Here is a 14,152-nt window from a genome sequence, read left to right as displayed (position 1 = left end):
CGGGAGGTGTCCCATGCGTGTGCCGGGACAAAAGGGCGCGCCCCGATCGCCTGCCACGGGGGAAGCGGGCGATTGGGGCGCGCAAGGAGAGCTTAACCACGTTGTGCCACCGGCACAACGGGTCGACTTGGGTCAGATTTCCGACCGATGCATCGCGCGGCAAATGGTTTACATCTAGCATCTAACGGACGGTCATCGCCCCCTCCCGGGCGACGGGCCGGAGGGTCGAACGACCACCCGGCGTGCCGACCGGGCAATCCCGTGGTCGAGACTCCCGCCGCCACACCCCGGTGGGGCTCCACTGTGGATCTCACTACACTTCGCCCGGTGATCAACACGAGACGACGATCGACGGCCGTCCTGATCGGAGTGTTGGCGGCGACCACGCTGACCGGCCCCGCACCCGCCCACGCCGAAGGCGAGGAGCCCGCCGAGCCGCCCAAGGTCGAGCTGGTGCTCGACGTGAGCGGCTCGATGCGGGCCAACGACATCGACGGACGCAGCCGGATCTCCGTCGCCCAGCAGGCGTTCAACGAGGTGGTCGACGCGCTGCCCGAGGAGACCCAGCTCGGCATCCGGGTGCTCGGCGCGACCTACCGGGGCAAGGACAAGAAACAGGGCTGCCTGGACACCCAGCAGATCGTGCCGGTCGGTCCGGTCGACCGGACGGCGGCCAAGGCGGCCGTGGCGACGCTGCGACCGACCGGCTTCACCCCGGTCGGGCTGGCCCTGCGGTCCGCCGCCAGGGACCTCGGCACCGGTACGACCGCCCGCCGGATCGTGCTGATCACCGACGGCGAGGACACCTGCGCCCCGCCCGACCCGTGCGAGGTGGCCCGGGAACTGGCCGCACAGGGCACCAAGCTGGTGGTCGACACGCTCGGCCTGGCCCCGGACGAGAAGGTCCGCCGGCAACTGCTCTGCATCGCCACCGCCACCGGCGGCACCTACACGGCGGCACAGAGCGCCGACGAGCTGACCGGCCGGATCAAGCAGCTCGTCGAACGGGCGAAGGACACCTACACCGCCGCCCCGACCGTCGTCACCGGGCGGGGCGAGTGCGCGGACGCGCCACTGCTCGCCCCCGGCGTCTACGCCGACCGGGAGGCGTTCTCCGAGCACCGGTGGTACCGGGTGCCCGTCCGGCCGGGCCAGGAGTTGCGCGCGTCGGTCAGCGTGGCGCTCGACCGCCCGGTGAACCCCGACCACGCCGTGCTGCTGCGGGCCACCGCCACCGACGGGCGGGAACTGGTCCGGGGCGTCGACGCCGGCAGTGGCCGTACCGACGTGGTGTCGGCGGGGCTGCGCTGGTCGCAGACGGAGGACGGGGCGTCGCCGAGCCCGTCGGCGACCGACACGCCGGTGCCGGCCACCACCGTCTGCCTGGTGGTCAGCAACGCGTTCGCGCCGCGTCCGGGAACCCGGGCCGAACCCGGCATGCCGGTCGAGCTGACCATCGACGTGGTCGCCTCGTCACCCGCACCGGCCGCGCCGGACCTGGGGCGCGGCTGGGTGCTGCTGCTCCTGCTCACCCTGGCCGGCCTGGTCACCGGCCTGGTCGTCGGACTGCTCACCCGCTGGTGGGTGGCGACGTGGAGGACGAACTGATGCGTACCCCGATCATCCGGGGCGGCGCGGCGCTGGCCGCCGCCGGCCTGACCCTGCTCGCCGCCCCGGCCCCGGCCACGGCCGCGCCCACCCCCTCCCCCGGGGCCACCCCGGTCACCCGGGCCGGGACGTCGTTCCTGACCGCCACCGGCATCACGGCCGGCCAACCGGTCCGGGTCGACGCCTCCACCGGCGACTTCCTGTACTGGTCGTTCCCCGCCTCGGCCGGGCAACGGCATGAGATCGCCGCGACGGTGTCGCTGCCCAAGGCCCGCACCGGCGCGTCCACCTGGACGGTGGAGGTGTTCGACGGGCTGCGCCGCCGGCAGGCGTGCACGGCCGGGGCGCAGACCCCGACGGTGGCCGCCTCGGCGGGCAGCGTGGCGCTGGGCTGCACGCTGCGGCAGGTGCGCTCGTGGGCGGAACCGTGGTCGGCCGACCCGCTGCCGGGCACCTACTACGTCCGGCTGTCGGTGACCGACCTGCCCGAGGCCGACCTGGGACAGCCGGTCGACGTCGAACTGCTGCTCTCGGCGCAGGGCGGGGGTTCCCGCGACGACGGCGAGCTGAAGGCGCCGCTGGTGCCGAACACCCGGGCCGGTGCGGTGCTGACCGGCGATCCGGCGGCGGCCCCCGCCGAGGCCGACGACGACTGGTTCGACGGCGACTGGCTGCCCGCGCTCGGCTCACGCTGGGCGTGGAGCACCGTCGGTGGCGCGCTCGCCGCCGTCGCCGGGGTGGTCGGTTTCGCGCTGACCCGCCGGCCCCGCCGCCCCTGACCCACCCGGTGCCCGGTCCCGTCGGGCGTGGCCGTCGCCGCGCCGGAGGGGACCGGGCCGCCACGGGACCCTGCCGTGTCGCCCGGTTGCGGTACGTTCACCAGCCATGGCCGTTGGTCCGCGCACCGGGCGGACCGGGCGTGGTCGTACCGGAAAGGGGTGGGTTGATGCGTGACCTGCTGCCGGCGGCCGTCTCGGTGGCGGTCGCCGGGACCGCCGACTGGGTCGGTGAGCTGCTCCCGGAGGAACGGGCCGGGCTGGGCGAGCGGGCGGTGGAGCGCCGACGGCGGGACTTCACCGCCGGTCGGGTCTGTGCCCGACGGGCGATGACCGCGCTCGGCCTGCCGGCCACGCCCGTCCCCACCGCGCCGAGCCGGGCACCGGTCTGGCCGGCCGGGTTGATCGGCACCATCACCCACACCCGGGACTACTGCGCCGCCGCGGTCGCCCGCAGCAGCGACCTGCGCGCGGTCGGCATGGACGCCGAACGGCAGCGCGACCTCGACCCGGGGGTACACCGGATGATCCTGCACCCCGAGGAGAAGGACCGGCTGGCCCGGCTCCCCGGCGGGGTGAGCTGGCCGATCGTGGTGTTCAGCGCCAAGGAGACCGTCTACAAGGTCTGGCATCCGGTGGTGGGCTCCTGGTTGGACTTCCTGGACGCCACCGTCGACCTGGACCCGGACTCGGGGGTCTTCACCGCCCGGATCTCCCCGGCCCGGGTGTCGGCGGCCACCGTGGCGGACCCGCCCACCGTGGTCACCGGCCGGTTCGCGGTCGAGGACGACCTGGTCCGTACGGCGGCCGTGCTGCACCTGCCCTGACCCGTTGCCGCCACCCCAGCTTCCCCGAGTGCCGACCGTCGAACGAGGAGTACGGTGAACCAGCCCCAGCCCCCCTACGGGCCCCAGGACCCGCACCAGCCGCCCCCCGGGCAGTACTACCCGGTCGACCCGACCGCTGCGCCACCCCCGGTCCCCGACCCGCCCTACTCCGACCCGTACGCCCCGCCGTCACCGTACGCGCCGCCGCCGGTGTCGGGGGCGCCGCAGCCGTCGTACGAGCCCGGGGGCACGCCGCCGGTCTCCGGTGCGGGCTATCCGCCGGTGTCGGGCGCGGGCTATCCGCCGGTGTCGGGCGGGGGTTACCCGCCGCCGCCCGGCGGGGGCTATCCGCCGCCGCCGGGCGGGGGCTATCCGCCGCCGCCCGGCGGGGGCTATCCGCCGCCGCCGGGCGGGCCCGGCTATCCGTTGGGTCCGGCGAAGCCGGCCGGCTCGTCGGCCAGGAACGTCTGGATCGTCGTCGGCCTGGTGGTCGCCCTGGTGGTGCTGCTCTGCTGCGGCGGCATCATCGCCCTGATGGTCGTCGGGGGCAAGCAGTCCGACGACGCGGGCCGGGAGTACCGGCCCTCGGTGCCCACCCCCGGTGTCACGGCGGCGCCGGGGCTGCCCGGTGACCCACCGTCGGCGGCGCCGTCGTCCACCGACCAGGCGTTCAACCTCAGGGCCGGCCAGACGCTGGTGATCAGCGACGACGACGGCACCATCGAGATCACCCTGCGGAGCTTCAGCACCTCGACCAAGGGCTGCCGCTCGTTCGCGCCGCCGCCCAACAAGGGCATGTACCTGATCGCCGACGTCACCGCCACGGTGACCAAGGGCACCTCGTCGATCAACCCGTTCTACTTCCAGTGGGTGGCCGACGACGGGACCACGGTCAACGGCCTGGCCGGCGCGTTCTCCGGCTGCGGCGGCGACCTGCTCGACTCGGGCAGCGGCATCCCGGCCGGCAGCAAGCGTGCCGGCTCGGTGGTGTTCGACGTGGCTGACAAGAACGGCGTGGTCGAGTACCAGCACAAGTTCAAGGCGGCCGGTTCCTGGAAGCCCTGAGCACCGATCCGTCCGACGGGCCGGCCCCCTGCCAGGGGGTCGGCCCGTCGGCGTCGTGAGGGCCGGGATCGCTGCCGTGCCTTGAATCGGGTCCGGCACCGGCGGATGCTTGACGCATCGACCCACAGCGATCGATTTGGAGGTGGGGGATGCGTCGTCTCTCGCTCGTCGCCCTGACCCTGGCCGTCACCCTGCTGCCGGCGACCCCGGCCGCCGCGTACGCCGGCGTCGACCACCCGGCTGCCGCCCACCCCGGCGTCAGCGGCCCACCGGCCGCGGCGGGGCTGGCACAGGTACGCACCGTCGGCACCGCGTGGGGCCCGGACCCGACGACCGGGCGGCCGACGCTCACCGTCGACGACACCGTCGCACCGGAGCAGCTACACGCGCTGCGCGCCCTCGCCGCCCGGGAGGGCGCGGACGTGCGCCGCGAACCCGGCCGGCTGCGCCTGCTCATCGCCGGTGGACAGAGCATCTACGGTGGCGGTGCCAAGTGCTCACTGGGCGCGAACGTGCACAGCGGCAGCACGTACTACTTCCTCACCGCCGGCCACTGCACCGCCACCGCCACCACCTGGTACGCCGACAGCGGTCAGACGACCGCGCTGGGCACCCGGACCGGCAGCAGCTTCCCGGTCAACGACTACGGCCTGGTCCGCTACACCGGCAGGGTCAGCCACCCGAGCGCCGTCTACACCTATCCGGGGCTGCTCACCCTCAACGGCGTCGGCACCGCGTACGTCGGGCAGGCCGTCTGCCGCAGCGGTTCCACCACCGGCGTGCGGTGCGGCACCGTCACCGCCCTCAACCAGACGGTCAACTATGCCGAGGGCAGCGTGTCCGGGCTGATCCGCACCAACATCTGCGCCGAGCCGGGCGACAGCGGCGGCCCGCTCTACGTCGCCGCGACCGGGGTGATCATCGGCATCCTCTCCGGCGGCAGCGGCAACTGCACCAGCGGGGGCAGCACCTACTACCAGCCGGTCGCCGAGATCCTGGCCGCCTACGGCGTCACCCTCCCCTGAGCGGCCCCGTCGACCCGGGTTACATGATCAAGGGCGGGTCTCCCGCTCGGAGACCCGCCCTTGATCATGAACTTCCTGGTGGAGCTGAGGGGATTCGAACCCCTGACCCCCTCGATGCGAACGAGGTGCGCTACCGGACTGCGCCACAGCCCCTCCGCCGGTGGACCGGCTTCGGTCCCACCCGGCTTTCACCGGGCGGGCCGGCGCCAAGACTAACAGCCCACCCGCCTCCCGGGCGAATCACCCCTCCCGCCGCACCCACCGACGATCCGCCCGCGCCCGTGGGCCCAGGTAGCGGCATCAGACCGCCCGGAAGCCACTGTTTCGGCCCAGGCGGGTCGACCACCGGGACGCCCGGCCAGGCGGGGCACCCGGGCGGGGTCAGCGGGGGTCGCGGCCGGACTGGTAGGGGCGGCCACGCAGGCCGCCGGAGCGGCGGTAGGACACCGAGCCGCCCCCGCTGGCCGCCGCCGGCAGATCGGTCGGCCGGTCCAGGCCCATCGCGGTACGGCGTACCGCCTCGCGTTGCGCGGCGAGACGGCGCTGCGCCTCCCGGCGGGCCGCCGCCCGACGGGCCTGCTCCCGGCGTACCTCGGCCTGCCGGGCGGCCAACCAGGCGGCCTCCCGGGCCCGGATCCGTCGCCGCCGACGCTCGGCCAGCGCCCGCCGCCGCAGGTGTACGACGTACACCGCGAGTAGCGTGGCGGTGACCGAGAAGCTGATCCAGAAGCCGGGGCTGACCACGACCACGCCGACCAGCTCGACGAAGTTGAGCAGCAGCAGCGCGGCGAGCACCCGACGCCGCCGGTAGACGGCCGGGGTGTGGTGCCGGGGCGGACGGCGGCGGGCCTGCCGGGCGGTGGGCGGCACGGCCCGCAGGCGACCCGACCGACGCGTGGCGGGCGGGGTGGCGCGGCGGGCCGGCGGCGCGGAGACGGGAACGCCGAGGTTCCCGGTGGCGGCGTCCTCGGCCAGGGTGACCACGAGCGCCCGGGGCTGGTTGACCGGCCGCCGGCCGGGGACAGTACGACGCCGCCGACGGCGCTGGAGCACCCGCGCCGTCGACTGCGCCCGCTCCGCCACCAGCCGCTCGGTGGCGTCGTACCGGCGGACCAGGGCCGGCGCGAGGGCGAGCAGACCGGCGGCGGCGAGGACGGCGAGGAGCACCGAGGTCGGCACCCTCACCCCTCCCGTCACCGAATTCGGGGCAACCGCCGGTCGACAGCAGGATCTTCCCCGAAATCTCGCCCTGGGCGCAGATCCTGCGGCCGGGCAGCGCTTGCCGCAGCTTGCAGTTACTTGAGGTTACGGGCCACCGACCGGGATGCCGACACGCCGCGCCGCATCCCACGCGTGGGACGGTTCACCCGGCGTCGTGACGCATCCGGTGCCAGCGGGCCAGCAGACCGCCCTCGGCGGCCACCTCCTCGCTGGTCATCGCGTATCCGATGTGGTCACGCCAGGCCCCGTCGATGTGCATGTAGCGGACGTGGTACGCCTCCTCGCGGAAGCCCAGCTTCTCCACCACCCGCCGGGACGGCTTGTTCTCCGGCCGGATGTTCACCTCGACCCGGTGCAGTCCACCCGGGCCGAACGCGTGGTCGACGGCGAGCGCCATCGCGGTGGGGATCACCCCGCGCCCGGCCACCCGGGAGTCCACCCAGTAGCCGACGTACCCGGAGCAGAACGCCCGCCGGACGATGTTGCCCACGTTCAGGTGCCCCACCAACTGCTCCCGGCCGTCCTCACGCAGGCAGACCGCGAACGGCATCCCCTCGCCGGTACGCGCCGAGCGCCGCTGGTCGGCATGCACGTAACGGAACGCGGCAGGCGAATTCGTCTCGTCCCAACTGCCCGGCAGGTGCGACTCCCAGGGCGCCAACCAGGCCTGGTTCGCCCGACGCACCGACGACCAGGCGCCGGCGTCGGAACGGCGGTACGGCCGCAGCACCACCGGACCGTCCATCAGCACCACCGGCCATCCCGGTGCCCGCCCGAACCAGCTCACCGCGCCGACCTCCCGTCCGCCACCGGGGCGTCGGCACGCCCGGACCGGCTCACCGCCGCCGGTCCAGCAGCAGCACGTCCACGGTGGAACCGGCCGCCGCCGTGGTCACCCGCTCGCCGAGCACCATCAGGCCGTTCGCCTCGGCCAGCCCGGACAGGGTGTACGGCCCACCGCTGAGCGGCTGCACCGTGTAGCCCCCGCCGCGCCGCTCGGCCACGTGCGCGGGGCGGAACTCCCGCAGCCCGCCGGGCGACGAGATGGTCTCCAGCAGGTGCGCCCGGACGCTCGGCCGGAACACCGGCTCCGCGCCGGCCAGCAGCTGGATCGCCGGCCGGGCCAGCACCTCGAAACCGATCAACGCCGCACCGGGCTCACCGGGAAGACACACCACCGGCACCTCCTCGGCGCCGACGGTACCGAACCCGAGGGCAGTGCCGGGGTACAGCGCCACATCGGTGAAGGTCACCGGCCCGGCCCGGCCACCCTCCCGACGGGACAGGATCCGCCGGACCATGTCGCCGGGGCCGGTGCCGGTGCCGCCGGTGGTGATGATCAGATCGGCCCGCAGGGTCTGGTCCTCCAGCAGGCCGCGCAACCCCTCCGGGTCGTCGTCGCAGATCCCCACCCGGTACGCCAGCGCACCCACCTCGGCGGCGGCGGCGGTCAACGCGTGCGAGTTGGCGTCCACCACCTGACCGGGCTGGCTGCCCCGGCCCACGTCGACCAGCTCGTCACCGGTGGCCACGATGACCACCCGGGGGCTGGGCCGGACCACCACGTGCCCGATGCCGGTGGCGGCGAACACGGCCACCAGCGCCGGGGCGACGTAGGTGCCGGCGCGGGCGAGGACGGTGCCGGCGGGCAGTTCCTCACCGGCGCGGCGGACGCCGTACCCCCGCTTGGGGGTACGGAAGATCTCCACCGCGGCCATGCCCTGGTCGGTCCACTCCACCGGCACCACCACGTCGGCGGCGATCGGCATGGGCGCACCGGCGGCCACCGAGAAGCACGAGCCGGGGGTGAGCCGGACCGGTCGCCAACTCGCCGCCCCCAGGTCACCGACCACGTTGAGGCGTACCGGACGGCCCGGCCCCTGGGTGGGGACCGGGCCGTACCCGACGAGGTCCTCCCAGCGCGCGGCGTACCCGTCCACCGCCGCCTGGTCGAAGGCGGGGAACGAGTGCGGGGCGACGACGTCGGACGCGAGGACGTTGCCGTACGCCTGGGTGAGGTCGAGGTCGAGCGGAGGCAGCGCGCGCAACCTGCGCAGCACGCTGCCCAGGTAGTCGGCGAGCGGCGTCAACTCGTTCGCGGCCGCCTCGGCGTCGGCCGTCGAGGTCATGTACCGGAGCCGCCCGCCGCGTCGCGTACCCCGTTGAGGACCGCCGCCGTGACCGTCTCGTCGCCGTTGTTGACGAACTCGGTCAGCCAGGCGCGGAACTCGGTGCCGAGGTCCTCCCGCTCGGCGGCGATCTGCACGACTGTCTGGAGGTAGCCCAGCGGCATGCCGGTGTCGTAGCGGGTGCCCCGGTAGACGATCGCGTGCACCGGCACCCCCTCGCTACGCAGCAGTTCCATCGCGTCGGTCAACTGGATCTCCCCGCCGCTGCCCGGTTCGGTACGCCGGATCGCGTCGAAGATCCGCCCCGGCAGCACGTACCGGCCGAGGACGGCCAGGTTGCTCGGGGCGTCCTCCGGTTGGGGCTTCTCCACCATGCCGGTGACCTTCACGACCTCGCCGATGTCGGTCAGCTCGGCCCCGGCCGGCTCGACCGAGGCGATGCCGTACCGCTTGGTCTCGGCCGGGTCGACCTCGAAGAAGGCCAGCACCACCCCGCCGGTACGGGCCTGGAGCTCCAACATGGCCGGCAGCAGCGGCTCGGACGGCTTGACGAACTCGTCGCCGAGGAGCACCGCGAAGGGCTGGTCGCCGACGTGCGACTCGGCGTACCCGACGGCGTGGCCGAGGCCGAGCTGCTCCGGTTGGCGGCAGGTGTAGATCTCGGCCAGCTCGCTGGGGCGCTTGACCGCGGCGAGCCGGTCCGCGTCGCCCTTGGCCTCCAGCCGGGCCTCCAGGTCGGGGCGACGGTCGAAGTGGTCCACCATCGACGTCTTGCCCCGCCCGGTGATCAGCAGCACGTCACCGATGCCGGCCTGGGCGGCCTCCTCGACGATGTACTGGAGCACCGGTCGGTCGATCACCGGCAGCAGCTCCTTGGGCACCGCCTTCGTGGCCGGCAGGAACCGGGTGGCCAGGCCGGCGGCCGGGATCACGGCCTTGACCGCGCGGGCGCGACCGGTCGCGGCGGTCGTTGAGGGGTTCGCTGAGTGCTCCGACATGCCGCGAGACTATCGGCCACGGCTCTGCCGCGGCGGGTGAGGACCGGAAGACGCGCCGCCCGGCTGCGTCACACCGGGAGCGCCGACGGCGTGCCGACCCGTCGACCCGTCGGCCGGCAGGTCGTCGACGGGACCCCGGTCGGGGGACGGCCGGTGGGCGGGCGGCCGGTCGACGGGGGGCGGCCCGGCGCGGGGCAGGCCGTCGTCCGGGCTGGTCGCGCCCGCCGGTACGGCGATCCCGGCGGCCGGACCGTCCCCGGGCGGGGCCGGGCGGGGCCGGGCGGTCGCCACCCGGTAGCCGTCGCGACCGGCGCCCTTGGCCGCGTACAACGCCTCGTCGGCGGCGTCCAGCACCTCCACACCGGTGCTGGCGTGGTCGGGATAGACGGCGATGCCGATGGAGACCGACACCGCGATCGTCGTCGGGGCTCCCGCGTGGCCCGGCACCACGACCGGCGTGTCCCGCACCGCCGCGCCCAACCGCTCGGCCACGGTCGCCGCGCCCCGGGCGTCGGTCTCCGGCAGCAGCACCACGAACTCCTCGCCGCCCTGCCGGAAGGCGAGATCCACCTCGCGGATCTCGCCGCGCACCCGGCGGGCGAACTCGGCGAGCACCGCGTCCCCGGCGGCGTGCCCGTAACTGTCGTTGACGGTCTTGAAGCGGTCCAGGTCGAGGACGAGGATGCTGAGCATCCGACCGAACCGGCTGGCCCGCTCCACCTCCCGACGCAACGACTCACGCAGGTAGCGGTAGTTCCACAGCCCGGTCAGCGGGTCGGTCAGCGACAGCCGCTGCGCCTCCTCGTGCACCCGGACGTTCTCCACCGCCACCGCCGCGTGCCCGGCGAAGGTCCGCAGGGTGGCCAGGTCGTCGTCGTCGAACTCGTCGCCGCCCAGCCGGTCGTAGAGGACCAGCACGCCGACCGCCGGCTCCCGACCGGTGGCGTCCCCGCCGGGTGCGGTGAACGGCACCGCCACGTACGTCTCGCACCACGGTTCGCCGGGCGGCGTCGCCCCGGGCGACACCCGGCCCCGCTGCGGTTCGCCGGTGGCGGCGACCGCACCGGCCACCCCCGCACCGACCGGCACCCGCAGCTCCTCCGGTTCGGTGCCCGCCGGGCAGCGCCCGGCCAGCCCCTCGGCGCACTGCCCGACGAGCGTCGCCCCGTCGTCGCGCAGCAGCACCGCCCCGGCCCGCGCCCCGGTCGCCGCGATGGCGCTGTGCAGGATCACCCGCAGGATGCGTTGCAGGTCGTGGGTGCTGGCCAGGGTGTCCCCGAGCACCCCGAGATGCCCGCGCAACTGGTCCCGGCTGCTGGTCAGCGCGGTCACGTACCCCGCGGTCTCCCGGATCATCCGGTTGAACGCGGCGGCGAGCCGGCCGATCTCGTCCCGGCTGCGCACCGGCACCCGGGTGGTCAGGTCGCCCCGGGCCACCCGGTCCACCGCCCCGGCCAGCTCCACCAGCGGCCGGGTGGTGACCCGGGCCAGCCGCCACGCGGTCAGCACCGCCAGCACGGCGGCCAGCAGCACCGCCCCGACCAGCGCCGCCGGCAGACCCGACGGCCGCTCACCGGCGACCGAGAGCACCAGCGGCAGCGGCTGCCCGGGGGCCGGTCCGAGCCGCCTGACGTACCGGCCGTCGGGGGTCGCGGTGACCCGGTCGCCGTCGAGGGAGCCGGCGGCGGCGAGCACCGCGTCGCGTACCCGACGGGTCTCGGTGGTGTGGGTGATCCGGTCGGGGCCGTCGGCGTCGTCGAGCAGGGTGACCGCGACACCGGTCGCGGCGGCCAGCCGGGCCACGAACGCCGGGTCGACCACCTCGGCGGCGGCCACCGTGCCGAGCGGCGTGCCGGCCGGGTCGCGCAGGTCCACCCGGGCGCTCAGCGCCCGCACCGGCCCGCCGCTGCGGGCCGTCCCCGTGCAGTCCCGCCAGGGGGTCGCCGGTCCGCCCGGAGTGGCGTACGTGGTGCCGCCGGCCACATCGGTGACCAGCACGGCGGCGGCCAGGCCCCGGCTGACCACCTGACCGGCCGCGCCCGCCCGGGTCGCCGGGTCGGGGCGCAGGGCCACCGCGTCGGCGGCGGCCCGCAACTGCTGGCAGAGCGCGTCGATCGAGGTACGCACGGCGGACGCGGCCAGGCCGAGGCGCTCGGTGGACCGGCTGCGGTCCACCGTCGACAGTGTGGTGCCGACGAAGACCGCGCCGAGCAGCACCGGACCGAGCACCACCGTGAGGAAGGCCGCCGTCAACCGCCCGCGTAGCGTCAACGCTGTCCCCCCGGAAGTTCCAGGCCCGTTCCTGCGATGCTGACACAGAGCAACCGCGTTGACAGCGTTGCGTCAGGAGTGTTGCGTGCCCGATTTTTCTGATGAAGCGGAAGCCGTCCACGCGGCGAAACGCGAGACGCGGGTCGCGCTGCTCGCCCGCCGTCGGGCGCTCACCGCCCCCCGGCGGGCCGCCGCCGCGGCGCGCGTCCAGGCGGAGCTGACCGCGCTGGTACGCCGGCTGCGGCCGGCCCGGATGACCGGGTACGTGCCGGTCGGCTCCGAGCCGGGCGGTCCCGACCTGCCCGACGTGCTGCGGGCCGCCCTGCCGGCCGGGGCGGAACTGCTGCTGCCGGTGCTGTGCGACGACCTCGACCTGGACTGGGCCGCGTACGCCGGGCCGGGCACCCTGGTCGCCGCCGGCCGGGGCATGCGCGAGCCGGACGGCCCCCGGCTCGGCCGGACGGCGATCGTCGGAGCCACCCTGGTGGTGGTGCCCGCGGTGGCGGTGGACCGGCACGGTCTGCGGTTGGGGCGGGGCGGCGGCTCCTACGACCGGGCCCTGGCCCGGGTGCCGGCGGCCACCCTGACCGTGGCGCTGCTGCACGACGGCGAACTGCTCCCGGCGCTGCCCGCCCAGCCGCACGACCGGGCGGTGGGCGCCGCGCTCACCCCGTCGGACGGGCTCCTCGCGCTTCCGGTGCCCGGCTCCGTTGAACATTCGATGGGTTGACGCTGCGGGCCGGGGACGCCCGGTGGACGGAGGACGATCACGTCCGCTGGACGAACCCGGGTCCGATGACGCACCATTGGCACTCGAATACGTCGAGTGCCAACCGGCCGTACCAGATCCGGAGGAGAACGTGCCCACGTACCAGTACGCCTGCACCGCGTGCGGCCACCAGCTCGAGGCGGTGCAGTCGTTCTCCGACGAGCCGCTGACCGAGTGCCCCACGTGCGAGGGGCGGCTGCGCAAGGTCTTCAACTCGGTCGGGGTCGTGTTCAAGGGCTCCGGCTTCTACCGCACCGACTCCCGGGCCTCCGGCAGCGAGGGCAAGAGCGGCGGGGCGAAGCCGGCGAAGTCGGAGGGTTCCTCGTCCGGCGGAGACTCCTCGGGTTCCGGCTCGTCGTCCAACTCGGGTTCGTCGTCCGGCTCGGGCGGGTCCTCGTCGTCCGGCTCGGGTTCGGCATCCGGCTCGGGCGGGTCCCCGTCGTCCGGCTCGTCCAGCTCCACCAAGTCCCCCGCCACCAGCACCTCCTCCTGACCCCCGCCCCGCCTCCCGCACCCGCCCCCGCAAGCCCGCACCCCCGCCAGCCCGGGTTGATCAAGAGATTTGCGTCAAGTGGATCTCGGCGGATGACGCAAACCTCTTGATCACCACCCCGGGGCGGGGGTGGGTCGAGCGGGGAGTGGGGGTGGTTGGGTGGGTGGGTGGGGTTTTCCACAGGGGGAGCCGTTGTCCACAGGTTGTGGACGACGGCTCGTGAGGGGTGTGGTTTCCGCCTAGCCTGCTGAGCCGGGAGGTCATCGGGGCATCCCGGTGGACGGGCGGAGGTGGGTCATGGCGGCCAGGGGCACGGGCGGCGACGGCTCGCTACGACCGTTCCGCCGGCCGCGTCGGCCGGGTGGGGCGACCCTGCTGCGCACGGTACTGGTCGCCGTCCTGCTGGGGCTGGCGGTGATCGTCCTGGACGCCGGCCGACCCGCCCCCACCACACCGGGCACCAGCGCGTCGGCCGCCGACGGGGTCGCCACCCCGCACGGGCAGGACGCCGGCCGGTCCGCTCCGGCCCGTGATCGAGCCGCCGACGGGGAGACTCCGGCCGCGCTGCCGCTGCCGAGCGGCTTCGTCGGAGTGCCCGTCCGCCTGGCCGAGCCGGCCGCCCTCGCGGTCCTGCGCCCCGGCGCGCGGGTCGACCTGCTCGTGCTCCCGGCGGGACGCAACGCCGGTGAGACGGTCCTGTTGGCAGCCGACGCGCTGGTGCTCGACGTGGTGGGTGGGAACGCGGTCGACGGCTCGTCCGCGCTCTACCTGGCGGTCCGACCCGACCAGGCGCAGCGCTCGGTCGGCCAGCCGGAGGGCAGCCGCTTCAGCGTCGTCATCCGGGGATGATCCACTCGTCGGCGGCGGTTCGGGGCGCGCAGCGGGGCCGATGTTGCGGCATCGCCCACCCCGGATACCGCAACATCGGCACCAATGAGTGGATCTTGCCGGCGATCGCGCCGGTCGGGCG

The 14,152-nt window shown here is 74.9% G+C and carries 13 protein-coding genes and 1 tRNA gene; 8 read left to right on the top strand and 6 right to left on the bottom strand.

The features are described 5' to 3' along the window. Positions 1-327: 327 nt before the first annotated feature. From ACN268_RS25595 to ACN268_RS25575, 5 genes are all read left to right on the top strand, one after another. Positions 328-1,608 carry a VWA domain-containing protein gene (locus ACN268_RS25595; protein ID WP_421485405.1) on the top strand — a complete coding sequence of 427 codons (1,281 nt, stop codon included), beginning with the start codon at positions 328-330 and terminating at the stop codon, positions 1,606-1,608. Next, the gene (locus tag ACN268_RS25590) at positions 1,608-2,387 is read left to right on the top strand and encodes a peptidase (protein WP_421486989.1); all 780 of its coding nucleotides are present in this window, start codon (positions 1,608-1,610) and stop codon (positions 2,385-2,387) included. The genes ACN268_RS25595 and ACN268_RS25590 overlap by 1 nt, the downstream gene beginning before the upstream one ends. Positions 2,388-2,554: 167 nt before the next feature. Further along, entirely contained in the window at positions 2,555-3,211 is a 657-nt protein-coding gene (locus tag ACN268_RS25585; RefSeq protein WP_421485404.1) for a 4'-phosphopantetheinyl transferase family protein, read from the top strand. A gap of 54 nt (positions 3,212-3,265) precedes the next feature. Then, positions 3,266-4,276 (top strand): hypothetical protein, encoded by a 1,011-nt coding sequence (locus ACN268_RS25580; RefSeq protein ID WP_421485402.1) that lies wholly within the window; start codon positions 3,266-3,268, stop codon positions 4,274-4,276. Positions 4,277-4,425: 149 nt separating this feature from the next. After that, positions 4,426-5,301, top strand: a complete 876-nt coding sequence (locus tag ACN268_RS25575) for a S1 family peptidase (protein ID WP_421485400.1) — start codon at positions 4,426-4,428, stop codon at positions 5,299-5,301. A 76-nt stretch (positions 5,302-5,377) separates the two neighbouring features. Here ACN268_RS25575 and ACN268_RS25570 read toward each other — a convergent pair. The 6 genes from ACN268_RS25570 to ACN268_RS25545 form a co-directional block, all read right to left on the bottom strand. Further along, positions 5,378-5,454: transfer RNA gene (locus ACN268_RS25570), tRNA-Ala, on the bottom strand. Positions 5,455-5,682: 228 nt separating this feature from the next. Then, positions 5,683-6,486: a hypothetical protein gene (locus ACN268_RS25565; RefSeq protein WP_421485399.1), complete on the bottom strand. Its 804-nt coding sequence runs from the start codon at positions 6,484-6,486 to the stop codon at positions 5,683-5,685. 178 nt (positions 6,487-6,664) lie between these two features. Beyond that, complete coding sequence (locus ACN268_RS25560) at positions 6,665-7,267, bottom strand: GNAT family N-acetyltransferase (RefSeq protein WP_421486988.1); 603 nt, start codon at positions 7,265-7,267, stop codon at positions 6,665-6,667. A gap of 91 nt (positions 7,268-7,358) precedes the next feature. Beyond that, positions 7,359-8,651 carry a gephyrin-like molybdotransferase Glp gene (gene glp, locus ACN268_RS25555; protein ID WP_204927381.1) on the bottom strand — a complete coding sequence of 431 codons (1,293 nt, stop codon included), beginning with the start codon at positions 8,649-8,651 and terminating at the stop codon, positions 7,359-7,361. Next, on the bottom strand, positions 8,648-9,649 hold the full coding sequence (locus ACN268_RS25550) for a UTP--glucose-1-phosphate uridylyltransferase (RefSeq protein WP_421485398.1): 1,002 nt from the start codon (positions 9,647-9,649) through the stop codon (positions 8,648-8,650). Before ACN268_RS25550 ends, glp begins: the two co-directional genes overlap by 4 nt. A 9-nt stretch (positions 9,650-9,658) precedes the next feature. After that, positions 9,659-11,920, bottom strand: a complete 2,262-nt coding sequence (locus tag ACN268_RS25545; RefSeq protein ID WP_421485396.1) for a diguanylate cyclase — start codon at positions 11,918-11,920, stop codon at positions 9,659-9,661. 85 nt (positions 11,921-12,005) lie between these two features. On the opposite strand from ACN268_RS25545, the gene ACN268_RS25540 reads away from it, so the two are divergent. The 3 genes from ACN268_RS25540 to ACN268_RS25530 all read left to right on the top strand — a co-directional run bounded on the left by ACN268_RS25540 (position 12,006) and on the right by ACN268_RS25530 (position 14,031). Beyond that, complete coding sequence (locus ACN268_RS25540) at positions 12,006-12,650, top strand: 5-formyltetrahydrofolate cyclo-ligase (RefSeq protein ID WP_421485395.1); 645 nt, start codon at positions 12,006-12,008, stop codon at positions 12,648-12,650. 76 nt (positions 12,651-12,726) lie between these two features. Beyond that, positions 12,727-13,182: an FmdB family zinc ribbon protein gene (locus tag ACN268_RS25535; RefSeq protein ID WP_421485394.1), complete on the top strand. Its 456-nt coding sequence runs from the start codon at positions 12,727-12,729 to the stop codon at positions 13,180-13,182. A gap of 297 nt (positions 13,183-13,479) precedes the next feature. After that, positions 13,480-14,031 carry a flagellar biosynthesis protein FlgA gene (locus ACN268_RS25530; protein ID WP_421485392.1) on the top strand — a complete coding sequence of 184 codons (552 nt, stop codon included), beginning with the start codon at positions 13,480-13,482 and terminating at the stop codon, positions 14,029-14,031. The last annotated feature ends 121 nt before the right edge of the window (positions 14,032-14,152 follow it).

This window comes from Micromonospora sp. WMMD735, from assembly GCF_049178995.1.
GTDB classification, from domain to species: Bacteria; Actinomycetota; Actinomycetes; order Mycobacteriales; family Micromonosporaceae; genus Micromonospora; species Micromonospora wenchangensis.
This window is presented reverse-complemented; position numbering and strand designations above follow the sequence as displayed.

Bases quoted from the DNA above. Each gene is read 5' to 3' on its own strand.
- ACN268_RS25590 (WP_421486989.1), top strand. From the start codon at position 1,608: ATGCGTACCCCGATCATCCGGGGCGGCGCGGCGCTGGCCGCCGCCGGC.
- ACN268_RS25585 (WP_421485404.1), top strand. From the start codon at position 2,555: ATGCGTGACCTGCTGCCGGCGGCCGTCTCGGTGGCGGTCGCCGGGACC.
- ACN268_RS25575 (WP_421485400.1), top strand. From the start codon at position 4,426: ATGCGTCGTCTCTCGCTCGTCGCCCTGACCCTGGCCGTCACCCTGCTG.
- ACN268_RS25560 (WP_421486988.1), bottom strand. From the start codon at position 7,267: ATGGACGGTCCGGTGGTGCTGCGGCCGTACCGCCGTTCCGACGCCGGC.
- glp (WP_204927381.1), bottom strand. From the start codon at position 8,651: ATGACCTCGACGGCCGACGCCGAGGCGGCCGCGAACGAGTTGACGCCG.
- ACN268_RS25550 (WP_421485398.1), bottom strand. From the start codon at position 9,649: ATGTCGGAGCACTCAGCGAACCCCTCAACGACCGCCGCGACCGGTCGC.
- ACN268_RS25530 (WP_421485392.1), top strand. From the start codon at position 13,480: ATGGCGGCCAGGGGCACGGGCGGCGACGGCTCGCTACGACCGTTCCGC.